Origin of the sequence: Novosphingobium sp. Leaf2 (genome assembly GCF_001421325.1) — a bacterium.
GTDB lineage: Bacteria > Pseudomonadota > Alphaproteobacteria > Sphingomonadales > Sphingomonadaceae > Novosphingobium.
The window spans coordinates 355429-372709 of sequence record NZ_LMJY01000001.1 but is presented as its reverse complement, the minus strand read 5'-3'; the positions used below and the strand labels follow the sequence as shown (position 1 = coordinate 372709).

Below are 17281 nucleotides of genomic sequence, written 5' to 3'. Positions count from 1 at the left end.
TGACGAGGGCGATTCCAAGTGCTGCAAAAGGGCCATGGGTTGCCATGAAACCGTAATGCCAAGCTGCAACAGGAGGCCATGCTCAGGGCGGACCTGATCGAGCGCGCGGCCCGGTTCCGCAGCGCGGAGGGTGATCCCTCCAGAAGTCTTTCGGACTGCCCTGCCCTTGTTCTCAACGCGGATTACACGCCGCTTTCGTATTACCCCCTCAGCTTGTGGCCCTGGCAGACCGCGATCAAAGCGGTGGTGCTCGAACGGGTGGACATCGTTTCCACCTACGAACGCGCGGTGCACAGCCCGAACTGGACGATGCAGATCCCCTCGGTGATCGCGCTGCGCCAGTATGTGAAGCCCAGCGAATTTCCGGCGTTTACCCGCTTCAACCTGTTCCTGCGCGATCGGTTTTCGTGCCAGTATTGCGGCAGCCCGCATAACCTGACGTTCGATCACGTGATCCCGCGCCGGCTGGGCGGGCGCACGCATTGGGAAAATATTCTCACCGCGTGTGCACCCTGCAACCTCAAGAAAGGGGGCCGCACCCCCAAGCAGGCGCACATGCCCCCGCTGGTCCAGCCGATCCGGCCCACCAGCTGGCAACTCCAGGAACGCGGGCGCGGCTTTCCGCCCAACTACTTGCACGAAACCTGGCGCGACTGGCTATATTGGGACATCGAACTGGAAGAGTGAGCCGGTCTGCGGCCCGTATCCGCAAGAGATGATCCAGTTTGGCCGCCCTGCTTGACGCCGGCATCTGTCCCCGCATAGGGCGGTTCCTATAGTGTGCGGGGCAAGCAAATGGCGCGATTGATTGAGAAACTTCTACTGCGCGCCAACCGCTGGCACTCGGTACGCTCCTACAATGCGATGGTCGCACGCCATCGCCGGAAATACCCCAACGACTACGACATGGCGATGTTCGCATCGATCGGCGCCATCTCGCCGGAGGAATTTGTCCGCCAGGGCGATGGGCATGTCGCGGTGCTGCGCCACCATGGTCTGGCAGACGGCATGGCGATCTATGACCTGGGCTGCGGTGCGGGCCGAACGGCGATGGCGCTGCAACGGTCGGGCTGGCAGGGCAGCTACAAGGGCGCGGACATCGTCAAGCCGCTGGTGGCATATCTGAAATCGAAGTGCCCCGATTACGATGCGATCGTCCATCGCGATTTGACGATCGCAGCGCCTGACGGCTCGCTAGACATGATCTTCCATTGGTCGGTGTTCACGCATCTTTATCCCGAAGAATGCTATCTCTACATGCGCGACTCGTTTCGGGCGTTGAAGCCAGGCGGACGGCTGGTGTTCTCGTTTCTCGAACTGGAAGACCCCCAGCATCACGGCGTTTTCCGCAATCGCATCAAGGCGTTCGAAAAGCACGGCTGGGCCAATACGCTGGATACGTTCCTGCATCGCGACTGGATCCGGTTCTGGGCGCAGGATCTGGGCTTTCAAGACATCGCGTTCACGGATGGGCAGGATACCACCAGCCACCCCGCATTCTGGCAGGCGCTGGTGACCATGACCAAGCCGGCATAAAATCCGGCGCTAATGGATCGTTTCGTGCGCCGGCTGCTCGCCTACGCTGGCGTCCACCGCGCTGGTGAGCGCCACGTCCATCGTCACGTTGCCGATGGTGCGCATCAGGTCTGGCAACACCTCCACTGCCACCAGTACGCCCAGCGGCCATAGCGGCACGCCCATTGCCGCCGCGATGGGGCCGATGGACGATACGAAGCTGATCGTGCCTGGCAAGGACACTGCGCCGAACGTGGTGGCAAACGCCACAAAGGCGCCTGCGGCCAGCGCGCCGGTCGTCAGATCGAGCCCGGCGAGGCGCGCGGCGTAGACAGCCACTGCCATGTTCATCGCCGGCCCCGTCGCCCGGAACAGCGTGACGCCCAGGGGCAGCACGAACTCCGATGTGGTCGGCGCCACGCCCAGCGTCCGGGCAGAGGCCAGCATCGCGGGCAGCGTCGCTAGCGAGGACTGGGTGGAGATCGCCACCACTTGTGCCGGCAGCATGGCGGCGGCGAACTTGCCCAGCCGTTGCCGGCCAGCCAGCACCGCGATCACATATCCGGCGATCATCACCACGCCGCCTACCGCGGTCACCAGCACGATGTAATGCGCCAGCGCGCCCAGCGCCGCGCCGCCGCTGCGCACGCCCAGCGTCAGGCCCAGCGCGAACACGCCGATCGGGGCGAGCATCAGCACCCACCCGATCACGATCATCATCGCGCCGGCCAGCCCCTCGAAAAGCATGGCCAGCGCCCTGCGCGGTTCCTCCGCCAGCCGGGTGGAGGCGAAGGCGAACAGCGAGACGAACACGATCACCGGCAGCATCGCGCTGGAGGCTGCGGCCGATATGACGTTGTCGGGCAACAGCGAGGACAGGAATTCCGCCAGGCCCGGCACTTTGCCCGGATCGGCCCCATGCGCGAAACTGACGCCGGCAGGGATCGGGAAGGCCGCCAGCAGCCCCGGCATCGCCACCGCGCCCAGGACCGCGCTGAACGCCAGGAACCCGATGATGATCCCCAGCGTGCGGCGCGCCATCGCCCCGGCCTTGGCGATCGCCACCGTCTCGACGATGCCCGAAAACAGCAGCCCGGCCACCAGCGGCAGGATGGTCATCTGCAGGCCCTGCAGCCACAGCGCGCCGACCGGCCCTGCCACCGCCAGCGCTTTTGGCGCCAGCGGGTGTCCGGCGATCGCCAGCCCCAGGACCAGCCCGGCGATCAGGCCCACCAGCGTGAGGACGCCGGGCACGCGGATTTCGGGAATGCGCGACGCGCGCGAAGGGGATGGTGAAGCCGTCATCGCGGCCACAGATAGGGGGCGCGGCCACAGATGGCAATTTGCGTGGTAAGCCGCTACAAGCGCGGCCTGAAGTCCGTTTCGGAGCGGATTCTAAACAAACTTTAAGAGCGCGTTCAACCCGCGGTAACCGCCGATGCCCCATGGCCATGCGCTACACCGGGCAAATTTCCTCAAAGGTCAGTCAATGGGCAAGCAGTTCTTCGGCACCGACGGTATTCGCGGCCGCACCAACCAGGGCGCGATGACCGCCGCAACCGCGATGAAAGTGGGGCAGGCGGCGGGCACCCGGTTTCTGCGCGGCACCCACCGCCACCGCGTGGTGATCGGCAAGGACACGCGCCTGTCCGGCTACATGCTGGAAAACGCGATGGTGGCCGGCTTTACCAGCGTGGGCATGGACGTGGTGCTGCTGGGCCCGATGCCGACCCCCGCCGTGGCGCTGCTGACCCGCGAACTGCGCGCCGATGTGGGCGTGATGATCTCGGCCAGCCACAACCCGTACGAGGACAACGGCATCAAGCTGTTCGGCCCGGACGGCTTCAAACTGTCGGACGAGGACGAACTGGCGATCGAGGCGATGCTGGCGCAGGACATGGCGCTGGCGGATGCGCCCGAGATCGGCCGTGCCCGCCGCATCGACGATGCCCGTGGTCGCTACATCCACGCGGTCAAGGCCTCGCTGCCTTCGACCGTGCGACTGGACGGGCTGAAGATCGCGGTCGATTGCGCCAACGGCGCGGCATACCAGGTGGCCCCGTCCGCCTTCTGGGAACTGGGCGCCGAAGTAGTGGCGGTGGGCGTCAACCCCAACGGCAAGAACATCAACGACCGGTGTGGCTCCACCCATGTCGAACTTCTGCAGGAAACCGTGGTGTCCTCCGGCGCGGATATCGGCATCGCGCTGGATGGCGATGCGGACCGGCTCATCGTGGTCGACGAAAAAGGCCAGACCGTGGATGGAGACCAGATCATGGCCCTTATCGGCAGCCGTCTGGCCGCGCAGGGCACGCTACGCGGGGGCGGCGTGGTGGCCACAGTAATGTCCAACCTCGGCCTCGAACGCTACCTGCAGGGCCAGGGCCTGACGCTGGAACGCACCGCCGTGGGCGATCGCCATGTGCTGGAGCGGATGCGCAGCGGCGGTTTCAACGTGGGCGGCGAACAGTCCGGCCACATGATCCTGCTCGATCATGCCACCACCGGGGACGGCACCGTGGCCGCCTTGCAGGTGCTGGCCGCGCTGGTGCAGTCCGGCAAGCGCGCCAGCGAACTGCTGCACTTGTTCGATGCCGTGCCCCAGCTGCTCCGCAACGTGCGCTTCGCGGGCGGCAAGCCGCTGGAAGCGGACAGCGTAAAGGCGGCCATCGCCGATGCCCAGGCCTCGCTTGACGGGCGGGGGCGGCTGGTGATCCGCCCGTCCGGCACCGAGCCGGTCATCCGCGTCATGGCCGAGGGCGACGATGCGAACGATGTGGAAGCCGCCGTCGCCTCGATCTGCCACGCGGTTGAGAAGGCAGCCGCCTGATGGCCCTGGAAATGCGCCCCGATTGCCAGCGCTGCGGCGTCGATCTGCCAGCACAAGCGCCCGGTGCCTTCATCTGCAGCTTCGAATGCACCTACTGCGCGGACTGCGCCGAAGCGCTGGACGATCAGTGCCCGCAATGCGGCGGCGAACTGACCGACCGGCCGACCCGCGCCCGCCAGCATCACGATTCCGCCCCACCTTCGAAAGTGCGGCACTTCAAGGGCTGACGCAGACCGGAAGCGCCTGGGCAAAATGCCTGGCTCGACTCTCTGGCCCTGCAGCGCGTAGGGACGAATCATGAACCAGCCCCCTCGCATCCTTTCCATCGCCGGGTCCGACAGTTCCGGCGGTGCCGGCATCCAGGCCGACATCAAGACGATCACGCTGCTGGGTGGCTACGCGATGACCGCGATCACCGCGATCACCGCGCAAAACTCCACCGGAGTAACCCTGGCGCAAGCGCTTTCTCCCGAACTGGTGGCGGCGCAGATCGACGCGTGCCTCTCGGACATCGGGGTGGATGCGATCAAGATCGGCATGCTGGGCAGCGCCGCCGTGGCGCACGTGGTGGCGGACCGGATCGCCGGGCTGGGCGTGCCGATCGTGTTCGATCCGGTGATGATTTCCACCGCCGGTGCGGTGCTGGCCGACGCTGAAACGGTGGCCGCGTTCGAGCGGCTGATGGCGATCGCCAGCCTGACCACCCCCAACGTCGATGAACTGGTCGCGCTGGGCGGAGACGCCGGGCTGGCCGCACGGAACGTCGCCTACCTGGCCAAGGGCGGCGACGCGCCGGGCGACATGGTTGTCGATCGGCTGGTCACGCCGGGCAGCGAACCTCAGGTATGGACCGCGCCGCGCATCGAGACCGCGCACACCCACGGCACCGGCTGCACCCTGTCCAGCGCCATCACCACATTCCTGGGCCAGGGCGCACCACTGGCGGACGCGATCGAGGACGCGCGCGATTTCGTGCGCGCCGCCCTGCTCGCCGCGCCGGGCTTCGGCGCGGGGCATGGGCCGCTGGGGCATCACGCCGTGCGCTAAGCGCGGCAGGCGATCAGTCGCATTCCAGTTCGTAGAAGGCCTTCACGTGGCCCCAGCCTTCCTCGGCGGTTTCGCACCAGCGGAACAGCTTGGTGTCGGCCGGATTGATCACGCCTTCTTCGGCCAGCGCGTCGAAGTTGATCACCCGCTCCCAGAACTCGCGCCCATACAGCAGGATCGGGATCGGCTTCATCTTGCCGGTCTGGATCAGGGTGAGCAGTTCGAAGAACTCGTCGAACGTGCCAAAGCCGCCGGGGAACACCGCCACCGCGCGGGCGCGCAGCAGGAAGTGCATCTTGCGCAGCGCGAAGTAGTGGAACTGAAACGAAAGGCGCGGCGTCACGTAGCGGTTGGGGGCCTGCTCGTGTGGCAGCACGATGTTAAGGCCCAGCGATTCCGCGCCCACGTCAGCCGCGCCGCGATTGGCCGCTTCCATGATCGAGGGACCGCCGCCGGAGCAGACCACGAACTGGCGCATGCCCTTTTCCACGATAGCGCAACTGCTGGCGATCCGGGCCAGCTTGCGCGCCTCGTCGTAATACTTCGCCTTTGCGGCAAGCCGCTCCGCCACCGCTTTCAGATCGCCGCTGCCAGCTGCCGCCACGACGGCATCGGCCTGCTCGGGCGACGGAATGCGCGCCGATCCGTACATCACCAGGGTGGAGCCGATATTGGCTTCCTCCAGCAGCATCTCGGGCTTGAGCAGTTCCAGCTGGAAGCGCACCGGTCGCAGTTCATCGCGCAGGATGAAATCGGTATCGCGATAGGCGAGGCGATACGCGGGATGCTCGGTCTGAACGGTTTCGGCGTGCCTGTCGGCGAAACTGGCTTCCTGATCGGCCTTGTAGAAACGGCGCTGGGTCAGGTCTTTATCTTCGGCTTCGGTCATCAATGCTCCATGGCCCGGCGCAAAATAGGCGCCGGATACAAATCAACCTGCGAGCGCCCGGTTGCATCGCTTCGTGCAAGCCTTAGGCTGGCATGATGACGAGCGGACACACGCAAACGCGCCCCCTGACGCGGAGGCGCGCACTTTTCCAGATCGGCGGCGCGGCCTGTGTGCTGCCGGGCATCGGAGCCTTCGCACGCACGGCGACGCCGCCAATGGCGCACGATATGGTCCGGCCCCCGCGTCTTCGCAATGGCGACGTGCTGGGTCTGGTGGCGCCCGCCGGCTTCGTGGCCGACCGGTTCGGCATTGACGAGATCGGCGCCACGGTGCGAGCGATGGGGCTGGAGCCGCGCTTCGCCCCGCACCTCACCACGCGGGAGGGGTATCTTGCCGGGTCAGACACGGTGCGCGCGCACGATCTGATGGCGATGTTCGCAGACGACGGCGTGCGTGCCATCATGGCGGTGCGCGGCGGGTGGGGATCGGCCCGGCTGCTGCCCTATCTGGACTTTGCCGCGATCCGCCGCAAACCCAAGCTGTTCGCAGGGTTCAGCGACAATACCGCCCTGCACATGGCGCTGGCCAGGACCGGGATCGTATCGATCCACGGCCCCAATGCGTCCACCTCCTGGCCGCCGGCGTCTTGGGAATCGTTCAGGCAGATCGCGTTTGAAGGGGCCATGCCCACGTATGCCACGCCGTCCTACTCGGGGCCGAACCTTGGCGGGCGCGGGTCGGGCGCCAGGACGTTTCGCGGCGGGAAAGCGCGCGGACGGCTGCTGGGCGGCAACTTGTCTGTCCTGACCGCCTTGGTGGGCACGCCGTATCTGCCTGATTTCACCGGCGCGATCCTGTTTCTGGAAGAAACCAACGAATCCGAATACCGGATCGACCGTATGCTCACCCAGTTGGCGCTTTCCGGCATCCTTGGCAAAGTGGCGGGTGTGGTTTTCGGGCAATGCACGCACTGCGAGAACCCGGACGGCGGCTTTTCCAACTTCACGGTCTACGAAGTGCTCGATCGCCGTTTCGCCAGCCTGGGCGTCCCGGCATTTCAGGGCATGATGATCGGCCATGTCGCGGGGCAGATCAGCATCCCGTCCGGCACCATGGCCGAGATCGACGCCGATGCGGGAACGCTGCGCCTGCTGGAACCCGCGGTATCCTGAAAAGTCGCCGCGTCAGCCCAGCGGGCGAAGCGGTGGCGGCACATCGGCGGCAAGGCCATACTGACGCGCCAGATCCTCGAACTGCGCGGTGCTCAGCGGTTCGACGAACTGCAGCCCCGCGCAATGGTCGTTGGCCCAGGCGACAAAGGCCATCGACGGGCGGCAACCCGGCAATGCCAGGCTGACGAACTCGTCCGGTTCAAGCGCGCCGACCCCCTCCACCCGCGCGCCAAGCGGGGTCAGATCCTTGAGCATCACCGTGGACGAGGTGATGCCACGCCGAAAGCGGGCCAGCATCTCCACTGCCGCGCGTGCGTGCCGCCGTTCCCCCGCCCCCTCTTCGGAGGATGGCAGAGCGGTAGGCAGAGCTGCGCGCCAGTCTGGATCGGGTACTGGCATAGGGGTGATTCTCCTTCGGGTCTGCCCAACCCGGCACCGCTGAGTCTATTGCGCAACAGTTGCCGTCTCACCCGTGACCGGATGCGTAAATCTCCTGATTCGCTATTGGCGCAGGTCTGTTTGTGCAGTTATAGATCATGGTTAACATAACACAGGATTACAAAATCTGGGCCGGCTGCGTCCTTTTCTTCTGAAGAAATTCTATCCGGGCGGGGGCTTTTGGGGAATTTCGGGCGTGGCGGGCATGGGCCTGCCCGCGGCCCGTTACGCTTTTTTAACCATTTTACGCGCAGAAAATACGTACTCACACGGGGGTTCGTATGCGCATCGACGCCAGAAATCTGCTCGACAAGCTTGGCAAGAACGACTTTGCCTACAAGGAATTCGAAGACCGCTTCTCAGAGCTGGAGCTGTGGCCGATCCTGGAGGCGCTGCTGCGCGATCCGCGCCTGCAGGCCATCGACCAGACGGAAGCGCCTGCGCCCGAACCCGCGATCGTCGAAACCTTCCAGCCCCTGCAGTCCGAACCGCTGAACGCGCTGTTCAGCCGCTATGGCCAGGGATCGGCCTCCCCGGGCAGTGCCAGCGACCGGCGCGGCGCCCAGGCGCAGGACGTACGCGCCATGTTACGCCACTTGTCCGACCTTGGCTCACGCGGGGAAATCTGATGCCTCTTATCGTATGCCACGGCCTCAAAGGCGGCGCAGGAACCACCTTCATCGCATCGCACCTGGCGATGGCCCTGTCGGAAATGGGCGCGGACGTGACCGTGCTTACGGTCGCGCCGCGCAACACCCTGCCGTTGCACTTCGGCCTGCAGCCAGCGCTGACCCTGCCCTCGTTGTTCGCACCGGCCGAAGACGCCGTGCTGGCGGGCGGAATCAATTTGCGCAGCCATCTGCCCGCGCTGGACGACCCCGATTTCGTGCCCGTGCTGGGCGAGATGGGCTATCTCGAAACGGGGATGGACAAAGTGATGGTGATCGACGTTCCGGCCAGCGAATACACCTTCGCCCGGCGCATCGTTCCGCACGCCAGCGCGTCGGTCTGCGTGCTCAACGCCGCGCCCGATACCCTGGCGCTGATGCCGCAGGTGCTGGACGAGGCGAGCCCCGAAAACATTGCCGCCACCACTTTCGTGATCAACGCGCTGGATGAAACCCGCCGCCTGTCCCGCCACAGCGCCGCGTTCCTGCGCGAACTGGTCGGCACCCGCCTGCTGGGCCGGGTGCGGCTGGACGAAGCGGTGCCCGAGGCGATCGCGATGCTGCAGCCGCTTTCCAAATACGCGCCCTCCAGCGCCGCGCTCGTCGATGTGCGCGCGATCGGCGCAGCGGTGATCCCCGCGCTCGATACGCCGGGCCGCCCCTGGGTTGCGCGCGGTGCGCACGGTTCGCCTTCCGCCAGCAGGGCCGCATGATCGCCAACATCCTTTCGAGCAAGCCGGGACGGATCGTCACCGTGCTGGGCATCGTGCTGATTGCGGCGCTGGTGATCGGCGTGCCGCTGGACGGCCCGGCGCAATGGATCTGCGCTGCCGTCACGATGGCCGGCGCGTTGTTGCTCAAGCGCTGGCCCGGCCGCAAGGGCGCGCTGGCGGTTGGCCTGCTCGCCGTCATGGTGTCCACCCGCTACCTGTTCTGGCGCACCACGCAGACGCTGGCGTTCAACACCCCGCTCGAATTCTTCTTCGGCGGCGTGCTGTATCTGGCGGAACTGTACGCGTGGGTGATCCTGCTGCTGGGCTTCCTGCAGACCAGCTGGCCGCTTGATCGCCCGGTGATCGAGCCGGAAGGCACGCCTGACACCTGGCCCACGGTCGATATCTACATCCCCACCTATAACGAAAGCCTGGAGATCGTGCGCAACACGGTCTTCGCCGCGCAGGATCTGGACTATCCGGCGGACCGCTACCGTGTGTTCATCCTGGACGACGGCAAGCGCCCGGAATTCCGCGCTTTCGCCAAGGAAGCGGGCTGCGGCTACATCACGCGTGACAACAACCTGCACGCCAAGGCGGGCAACCTCAACGCGGCGATGAAGAAAACCGACGGCGAACTGATCGCCATCTTCGATTGCGACCACGTGCCGACCCGCGCCTTCCTGCAGTTGACCGTCGGCTGGTTCCAGCAGGACCCGCGCCTGGCGCTGATCCAGACCCCGCACCACATGTATTCGCCCGACCCCGTGCAGCGCAACCTGGCCTCCACCATGGGCAACGACATGCCCGGCGAAGGCGACTTGTTCTATGGCCCGGTGCAGGGCGGCAACGACTTGTGGAACGCCACCTTTTTCTGCGGTTCGTGCGCGATCATCCGGCGCGAAGCGCTGATGGAAACCAACGGCTTTGCCGGCGAAACGGTGACCGAGGACGCGCACACCGCACTCAAGCTGCAGCGCACCGGGTGGAACACCGCTTACATCAGCGCGCGCCTTTCTGCCGGGCTGGCGACGGAGCGCCTGGTCCTTCACGTGGGCCAACGCATCCGCTGGGCGCGCGGCATGACGCAGATCATGCGCATCGACAATCCGCTGCTGGGCCGCGGCCTCACCTGGCAGCAGCGCTTGTGCTACCTAAACGCGATGATGCACTTCCAGTATCCGCTGCCGCGCATCGTGTTCCTGACCAGTCCGCTGGCCTACCTTATGTTCGGCCAGAACATCGTGCAGGCCTCCGCCTCGCTGATCTTCGCGTATGCGATGCCGCACCTGTTCTGCTCGTCGGTCGCGAACGAGCGCGTGCAGGAAGGCTGGCGCCGTCCGTATTGGGGCGAAGTGTACGAAACGATCCTGGCGTTCCACCTGGTCAAGCCCACGGTGATGACGTGGTTCCAGCCCCGGAAGGGCAAGTTCAACGTGACCGACAAGGGCTCGCTGCTCGACCAGACCTATTTCGACTTCGCCGTGGTCAAGCCGCACCTGATCTGCATCGGCATCGTGGTGACCGGCATCGTCATGTCGGTGGTGAAATGGGCGTTTTTCCCGTACATGTTCAACATCCAGACCGATACGCTGGTGCTGAACGTGGCGTGGGCGCTGTTCAGTCTGGCGATCCTGCTGGCCGCCGTTTCGGTGGCGCGCGAAACCCGCCAGGCGCGCGTGGACATCCGCATTCCAGTGGCGCTGCCCGTCACCGCCTACCTCAATTCAGGCCATACCGTGCCGGGCACAACCATCGACATTTCGATGGGCGGCGCGGCAATCGCGCTTCCGGCCGAACTGCCCACCAAGGACCGGTCGGTGCGCCACATCACGATGGCGATGGGGGATGATGTGCTGTCGATTCCGGTCGAAACGGTGCGCACCAACGATACGAACGCGTACGTGCGATTCGAAAAGCTGGACATCATGGCCGGTCGCCATCTGGTGCGCGCGGTGATGGGCCGCGCCGATGCATGGCAGTCCAACCCGCCCGCGCCGGTGGGAAGCCTGCGCTCCTTCGCCGATATTCTGCGGGTGGACATGGTCACGATCAAGCGCATGCTGCGGCTCAACCGGACAGAGCGTAGCCGCGCCCGGGTGTTTGCCGCCGCCGCCAAAAAGGCGGCGCTGGCCGCTGCCAAGGATGCGCCTGCACCCGACCCCAGGACGCCGGGCGGCAAATCCTGGGTGCCCTTCGCAAAGGCTGCGGCTGTTGCCGGCGCGATAGTATTGGGCGCTGCCGGGCTGTTGCTGGGCACCTCCGAAGTCCACGCCCAAACCCCTGCCCAGGCCCGACCTGCCGTAGCGACCCAACCCGGCACGACGCCTGCCGTTGGCGGCCTGGCCGAGCGCCTGACGCTGAAGGACTTGCGCATTTCCCGTCCGATCCGGCTGGCCGGAACGCGAGGCGAAATCGGCATTCCGTTCGGCATGCGCCAGGACCGGGTGGTCACCGGCGCGGTGCTGCGGCTGCAGCTGGCCTGGTCGCCATCGATGCTGGACGATCTCAGCCAGCTGGTGATTATCGTCAACGGCGAAGTGGTGCAGACGCTGCCGCTTACCCGCGCGCAGGCCGCCGGCCAGATGATCGAAGTGCCGGTGAACCCGGCCTTGTTCCTGCCTGGTGACAACCAGCTCAACTTGCGGCTTATCGGTCACTACGCGCGCGATTGCGAAGATCCGTTCCACTCCTCGCTGTGGGCGAACGTCAGCAACACGCGCTCGTGGTTCGATTTCAATTACCAGCCCTTGCCGTACGGCCCCGACCTGTCGCGCCTGCCCCTGCCGTTCTTCGACAAGGGCCAGAACGTGCCGCTGCGCATGCCGTTCGTGTTTGCAGCCCAGCCGCGCGGCGGTGAACTGCAGGCAGCAGCGGCCACCGCCAGCTGGCTGGGCGCACTGGCCAGCTATCGCGGGTTCTCCTTCCCGCCAAGCGTGGGCACCATCCCGCGCGGCAACGCCATCGTCTTTTTGAAAAGCGGCCAGGGCATTCCCGGCCTGGACATTGCTCCGCCGACTGGCGCTTCGGCGGCGGCGATGCGCAACCCCAACGATCCCAACGGCACGCTGCTGGTGATCATGGGCCGCAACGATGATGAACTGCGCACCGCCGCTGCTGCGGTGGCGCTGGGCCGGGGCGTATTCGGCGGCCAGCGCATGAACTTCGACGGCGTGCGCATTCCCGCCTGGCCGCGCTACGGCGCGCTGCGCTGGCTTTCGACGGACAAGCCGGTGGAGCTGGGCTCGATCATGGAGCCTTACGCGCTGCAGGGCATGGGCATTCCGCCCGGCCCGCTATCGGCCCGCTTCCGCGTTGCGCCGGACCTGTTCTTCTGGCCTCGCGAAGGCGGCAAACTGAACCTGGGCTATCGCTACCCCGTGGCCAAATGGCTGGACCAGCGCGCCTCGCGCCTGGATGTCTCGATCAACGGCCAGTACCTGAAAACGCTGCCGCTGGGCGCCAGCTTCTGGAGCGCGCTGTTCGGCGGCGGCGGCGCCAAGAGCCAGGACAGCGACGCTTCGGTGATGCTGCCGCGCTACAACCTGTTCGGCCAGAACGAACTGACGTTTGATTACAACCTGATCATCGCCGACAAGAAGAAGTGCACCGGCACCCTGCCCGATAACGTGCGCGTCTCGCTCGACCCCAAAAGCACGATCGACCTCAGCAGCGCCTACCACGCGATCCTGATGCCCGATCTGGCGACGTTCGCCGGTGCCGGCTTCCCGTTCACCGCCAGCCCGGACTTGTCGCAGACCACCATTGTCGTAGCGCAGAACCCCTCGATGGCCTCGGTCGAAGCGCTGCTGACGCTGATGGGCCGCTTCGGGGATTCCACCGGCGTGCCGGTAACTGCCGTTACCGTCACCTCCACGATGGATGCCGACGCCTTGTCCTCGCAGGACGTGCTGGTGATTGGCGGTACGCAGCTGGCGCAGGCGGACATGTTCAGCAATTCGCCGGTGCGCTTTGAAAACGGCCGCCTGCGCGTGGCCGAACGCTCGCCGCTGCAGTGGATCACTTCGCTGTTCGGCGGCACCCAGCGCGATGACCCGATGAAGGCCGCCCCGCTGGTCTATGATGCGCGCGGCTTTTCCGGCATCGTCAGCTTCCGCTCGCCCTATGCCGCCGATCGCACTGTGGTGGCGCTGCTGGCGGACGATGGCGCGGCGCTGCCCGATCTGGTGCAGGGCATGACCGACGTGAAGGTCAACGCGTCGATCCAGGGCGATCTTGCGGTGACCCGCGGTGACGGCATGACCAGCTTCGCGATAAGCGATAGATATTGGGTCGGATCTCTTCCGATCTGGATGAAATTAGCTTACTGGACAAGTCAGCGGCCTTGGCTGCTGGGCCTCTTCACTCTCGCGCTGGCGGTCATCCTTGCCGGACCGGCATACCTCTACTTCCGCCGACAAGCGCAAAAACGCCTCGGCCGCCAGGATGACCATCCATGACCAGTGCGACGACTCCGAAGCGCCACACCACCCGGATCGCGAAAGCGGGGCTCGCCCTGATGCTTTCGGGCACCGGGGTAGGGATGGAGCCGGCAGTCGTCATGGCGCAAGGCAACGGGGTGGAAGCGCTGGTGAAGCAGGCGCAATACTGGCGCTCCAAGGGGCGTGAGGACCTGGCCCAGCAGGCGCTGCGCCGCGCCCGCGCGCTCGATCCCAACAACCCGGCGCTGAAGGCCCCGCCTGCACCCAAGCCCAAGGCGCAGCCCCGCCCCGCCCCTGAACCAAAGCCCGTGGCGGTGCGCCAGCGCCCGGCCCCCGAGCCTGAGCGCGCGGTGGCGACAGCGCCTCGCCCGGCGCCCGCCCGACCCGCGCCCACGCCGGTGTCGTCCGCCGACCGTGCCGGACGCGCGCGGGTTTCCGGTTTCGATGCGCTGCAGGACAACAACCTTTCCACCGCCGCCGCGCAGTTCCAGCGCGCCCTTGGCGTTAACCGCCGCGATCCCGATGCCCTAGGCGGCCTTGGCCTGGTGCGCCTGCGCGAAGGCAAGTTCGCCGAAGCAACCAGCCTGCTCACCCAGGCTTCGCAGGCCGGCAAGGCCAGCCAGTGGGCCGAAGGTCTGGCGTCCGCGCGCTTCTTCGCCGGCATGGCCGATGCCCGGGCGCTGGTGAATCAGGGCCGGCTCGCTGATGCGCAGGCCAAGGCAGAGGAACTGGCGCGTTCGGGCTACAAAGAGCCCGCCCCGGCGCTCGAACTGCTGGGCGACATCTATCAGCAACAGGGCCGCTACGCCGACGCCGCTGATCTGTATCGCCAGGCCGGACAGGGCAGCGGCGGCAATGACGAGCGCCGCCTGCAAGCCCGCGCGGTGCGCAACCGCGCGCTGGCCGCCGCCGCCGCCGGAGATGATCTGGGCGCGACGCGCGAATTCCAGCAGGGTCTGGTCCTCGACCCCACCGATCCGTGGATCCGCTACGAGTTCGCCGAATTCCAGATCAAGCGGGGCCGCGTGCCCGAAGCCGAATCGCTGATCCGTTCGTTGACCACCAGCGGGCAAGCGGACGGCATCTATGCTGCCGCGCTGCTTAACAACGATCTTGGCCGCACCGGCGAGGCAGACCGGCTGATCTCGATGATCCCCGAAGCGCAGCGCACCGCGCCGATGCGCCAGTTGGCGATCGGGGTGAAGACCGACGCCGCGATCGCGCGCGCGCGCCAGATGGCGGCGAACGGGCAACAAGCGCAGGCGATCAACGGCTTGCGCCAGCTGGGCGCGATGGCGTCCGTGCCCGCCGGCAAGCAGGCGGCGGTCGCCAATGCCTTGCTCGATCTGGGCGATGCGCAAGGCGCCGCGCAAGTGGCCGAAGCCTCGCTCAACGGGCGGATCGACAACATCGACGATTACGAAGGCCTGATCGGCGTATTCTCGCGCACGGGCCGAGACGATCTGGCGCAGCAGGCGCTGCAGAAGGCCAGCCAGATGGCGGGCGGATCGGCGGACGGTCAGCGCGCCTATGCGCGCATGAGCGCGGGGCTGATGGTGGGCCAGGCCGATGCCGCACGGTTGGCCGGCCGCTATGCCGATGGCTTCGACATCCTGCAGCAGGCCTATGCCGCCGCGCCGGACAATCCCGAGATCCTGGGCGGCCTTGCCCGGCTGTACCAGACCGGCGGCATGCCCGCGAAAGCGGCGCAGACCTATCAGCTGGTGCTGGCGCGCAAGCCCAACGACAAAGATGCGCTGCTCGGCCTTGCCGACACCGCGCAGGCTGCCGGCGACAAGGGCCTGTCTGAACAGGCCCAGCGGCAGGTGCTGCGCGCCTACGGACAGGACTACCGCGTGCGCATGGCCCTTGCCGACGTCGAACGAGCCCGGGGTGACGACAAGGCGGCGGTGCGCCTGCTCAAGGAAGCGCGGGAACTCTACACTCGGCAAAGCGGCGGCATGGCGATGGGCGGCAATCCGTTCGCCGGCATGAACGCGGGTGGCCCGGCGGGCGGTGCCAATCCGTTCCGCAACCAGGTTCAGGCCGCGCCGCAGCAGGTCAATCCCTTCGCGCTGGGCGGTGGCACACGCCTGCCCGCCGCATATCCGCAGCCGGTGCAAAGCGGCCTTGGCTATGCCGGGGCGCAAGGTGGGTTCTCCGGCGCCCAAGCCAGCAGTTTCGCGGCTCCGCAGACAGCAGGCTACGCAGGCGCGCAAAGCGGGTTCGGCGGCTACGCGCCCGCACCGCAACAGGCCGCTTATTCCGCGCCGGACCGGTATGCCTCCCCCACCGCCAACACGGCGCCTGAGTCCGCCTGGGCCGCGCCTGTCTCCAGCGGCCCCGCGCCGTTCGGCGGCGGCAGCGCGCCGGCGCAGGTTCCCGTGGCCTATGCCGGCGATCCGGTGATGGCGCAGATCCAGTCCCAGATCGCCCAGCTGGCGACGGACACTGGCCCCCGCGTTGACGTGCAGACCGGCTATCGCGGTCGCTCGGGCGAGACCGGCCTGTCGAAGCTGGACGAGATCAAGGGTTCGGCCAAGTTCTCCACTGGCGCTGCCGGGGGGCGTGTGTTTGCCAAGGCCGAAGCGGTGGTGATCGATGCCGGCCGCCCAACCGGATCGGGCCTTGCCCGCTTCGGCAGCAACGCCACACCCGAAGCGGTGGGAATCGTTGCCGCGCTGCCTTCAGCGCTGGTCAACGCGGACAGTCAGAACGCCTCTGGTGTCGCCTTCTCGGGCGGCTACGAAAGCGACCTGTTGCAGATCGAGGCCGGCACCACGCCGATCGGCATGGGCCAGACCAAATTCGCAGGCCGGGCCGCGATCACCCCCAAGATCGGGCAGAACGTGCGCGCCACCGCGTTCGTCGAACAGCGTCCTGTCACCGATTCGATCATCTCCTATGCCGGCACGCTTGATCCGGTGACCGGCGAGCGCTGGGGCCAGGTGATGCGCACCGCAGGCGGCGTAGGGCTGAGCTATGACGATCAGGGCAGCGGCGTGTACGGCGAAGGGCGCTACTACCGCCTCACCGGCACCAACGTGCTCAAGAACACCGGGTATGAGGCCAACGTCGGCGGGTATCTGCAAGCCTACAAGGGCCAGCATTCGCGCGTTACCGTGGGCCTGAACGTGAATTACCAGGGCTACGACAAGAGCCAGAACTACTTCACGTACGGCAACGGCGGTTACTTCAGCCCGCAAAGCTTCATCTCGGTGGGCTTCCCGGTGAACTACACGATGCAGGACGATCGTTGGGACGCTTCCGCCTCGTTCACCCCCGGCTTCCAGAGCTACAAGGAAGATCAGAGCCCGATCTATCCGACCGACGCTGCGGCGCAGGCGCAGCTCGATGCGCTCAAGGCCCGCGATACGGACGTGCGCTCGTACTACGACAGCCTGAGCAAGACCGGCTTCGCGCTGTCGGCACAAGGCTCGCTATACTACAAGATCACGCCCGGCACCCGCATCGGCGGCGAACTGGGTTACAACACCTTCGGCAGCTATGACGAGTTCCGCAGCGTTCTCGGCGTGCGTCAGACCTTCGGGAGTACCGGGCAGTGAA

The 17281-nt window shown here is 66.4% G+C and carries 13 protein-coding genes; 10 read left to right on the top strand and 3 right to left on the bottom strand.

Annotated features, from left to right (window positions below; genetic code table 11):
• The first annotated feature begins 78 nt into the window (after positions 1 to 78).
• Positions 79 to 687, top strand: coding sequence for an HNH endonuclease (locus ASE49_RS01875; protein WP_056768147.1), 609 nt, complete (start codon positions 79 to 81; stop codon positions 685 to 687).
• 108 nt (positions 688 to 795) lie between these two features.
• The gene (locus ASE49_RS01870; RefSeq protein ID WP_056768144.1) at positions 796 to 1536 is read left to right on the top strand and encodes a class I SAM-dependent methyltransferase; all 741 of its coding nucleotides are present in this window, start codon (positions 796 to 798) and stop codon (positions 1534 to 1536) included.
• A gap of 9 nt (positions 1537 to 1545) precedes the next feature.
• Here ASE49_RS01870 and ASE49_RS01865 read toward each other — a convergent pair whose 3' ends face one another.
• Positions 1546 to 2820, bottom strand: coding sequence for a dicarboxylate/amino acid:cation symporter (locus tag ASE49_RS01865; protein WP_056768142.1), 1275 nt, complete (start codon positions 2818 to 2820; stop codon positions 1546 to 1548).
• Positions 2821 to 3004: 184 nt separating this feature from the next.
• Between ASE49_RS01865 and glmM the strand changes: the two genes are divergently transcribed.
• From glmM to thiD, 3 genes are all read left to right on the top strand, one after another.
• Positions 3005 to 4345 (top strand): phosphoglucosamine mutase, encoded by a 1341-nt coding sequence (gene glmM / locus ASE49_RS01860; protein ID WP_056768139.1) that lies wholly within the window; start codon positions 3005 to 3007, stop codon positions 4343 to 4345.
• The gene (locus tag ASE49_RS01855) at positions 4345 to 4572 is read left to right on the top strand and encodes a DUF1272 domain-containing protein (RefSeq protein ID WP_056768136.1); all 228 of its coding nucleotides are present in this window, start codon (positions 4345 to 4347) and stop codon (positions 4570 to 4572) included. The genes glmM and ASE49_RS01855 overlap by 1 nt, the downstream gene beginning before the upstream one ends.
• A gap of 70 nt (positions 4573 to 4642) precedes the next feature.
• Positions 4643 to 5392, top strand: coding sequence for a bifunctional hydroxymethylpyrimidine kinase/phosphomethylpyrimidine kinase (gene thiD, locus ASE49_RS01850; RefSeq protein WP_056768134.1), 750 nt, complete (start codon positions 4643 to 4645; stop codon positions 5390 to 5392).
• A 13-nt stretch (positions 5393 to 5405) separates the two neighbouring features.
• On the opposite strand, the gene ASE49_RS01845 is transcribed toward thiD, so the two are convergent.
• Positions 5406 to 6281: an LOG family protein gene (locus ASE49_RS01845; RefSeq protein ID WP_056768131.1), complete on the bottom strand. Its 876-nt coding sequence runs from the start codon at positions 6279 to 6281 to the stop codon at positions 5406 to 5408.
• A gap of 95 nt (positions 6282 to 6376) precedes the next feature.
• Here ASE49_RS01845 and ASE49_RS01840 point away from each other — a divergent pair, with 95 nt between their 5' ends.
• Complete coding sequence (locus tag ASE49_RS01840) at positions 6377 to 7453, top strand: LD-carboxypeptidase (RefSeq protein ID WP_082456272.1); 1077 nt, start codon at positions 6377 to 6379, stop codon at positions 7451 to 7453.
• Positions 7454 to 7465: 12 nt separating this feature from the next.
• Here ASE49_RS01840 and ASE49_RS01835 read toward each other — a convergent pair whose 3' ends face one another.
• Positions 7466 to 7852 carry a hypothetical protein gene (locus tag ASE49_RS01835; RefSeq protein ID WP_235522783.1) on the bottom strand — a complete coding sequence of 129 codons (387 nt, stop codon included), beginning with the start codon at positions 7850 to 7852 and terminating at the stop codon, positions 7466 to 7468.
• Positions 7853 to 8172: 320 nt separating this feature from the next.
• On the opposite strand from ASE49_RS01835, the gene ASE49_RS01830 reads away from it, so the two are divergent.
• From ASE49_RS01830 to ASE49_RS01815, 4 genes are read left to right on the top strand one after another with little or no spacing between them, the layout of a single operon-like run.
• A complete protein-coding gene (locus ASE49_RS01830; RefSeq protein ID WP_056768130.1) occupies positions 8173 to 8520 on the top strand; it encodes a hypothetical protein in 348 nt (115 codons plus the stop codon).
• Positions 8520 to 9272: a cellulose synthase operon protein YhjQ/BcsQ gene (locus ASE49_RS01825; protein ID WP_056768128.1), complete on the top strand. Its 753-nt coding sequence runs from the start codon at positions 8520 to 8522 to the stop codon at positions 9270 to 9272. The genes ASE49_RS01830 and ASE49_RS01825 overlap by 1 nt, the downstream gene beginning before the upstream one ends.
• Positions 9269 to 13732 carry a UDP-forming cellulose synthase catalytic subunit gene (bcsA, locus tag ASE49_RS01820; RefSeq protein ID WP_056768123.1) on the top strand — a complete coding sequence of 1488 codons (4464 nt, stop codon included), beginning with the start codon at positions 9269 to 9271 and terminating at the stop codon, positions 13730 to 13732. The genes ASE49_RS01825 and bcsA overlap by 4 nt, the downstream gene beginning before the upstream one ends.
• Entirely contained in the window at positions 13729 to 17280 is a 3552-nt protein-coding gene (locus ASE49_RS01815; protein ID WP_056768120.1) for a cellulose biosynthesis protein BcsC, read from the top strand. Before bcsA ends, ASE49_RS01815 begins: the two co-directional genes overlap by 4 nt.
• The last annotated feature ends 1 nt before the right edge of the window (position 17281 follow it).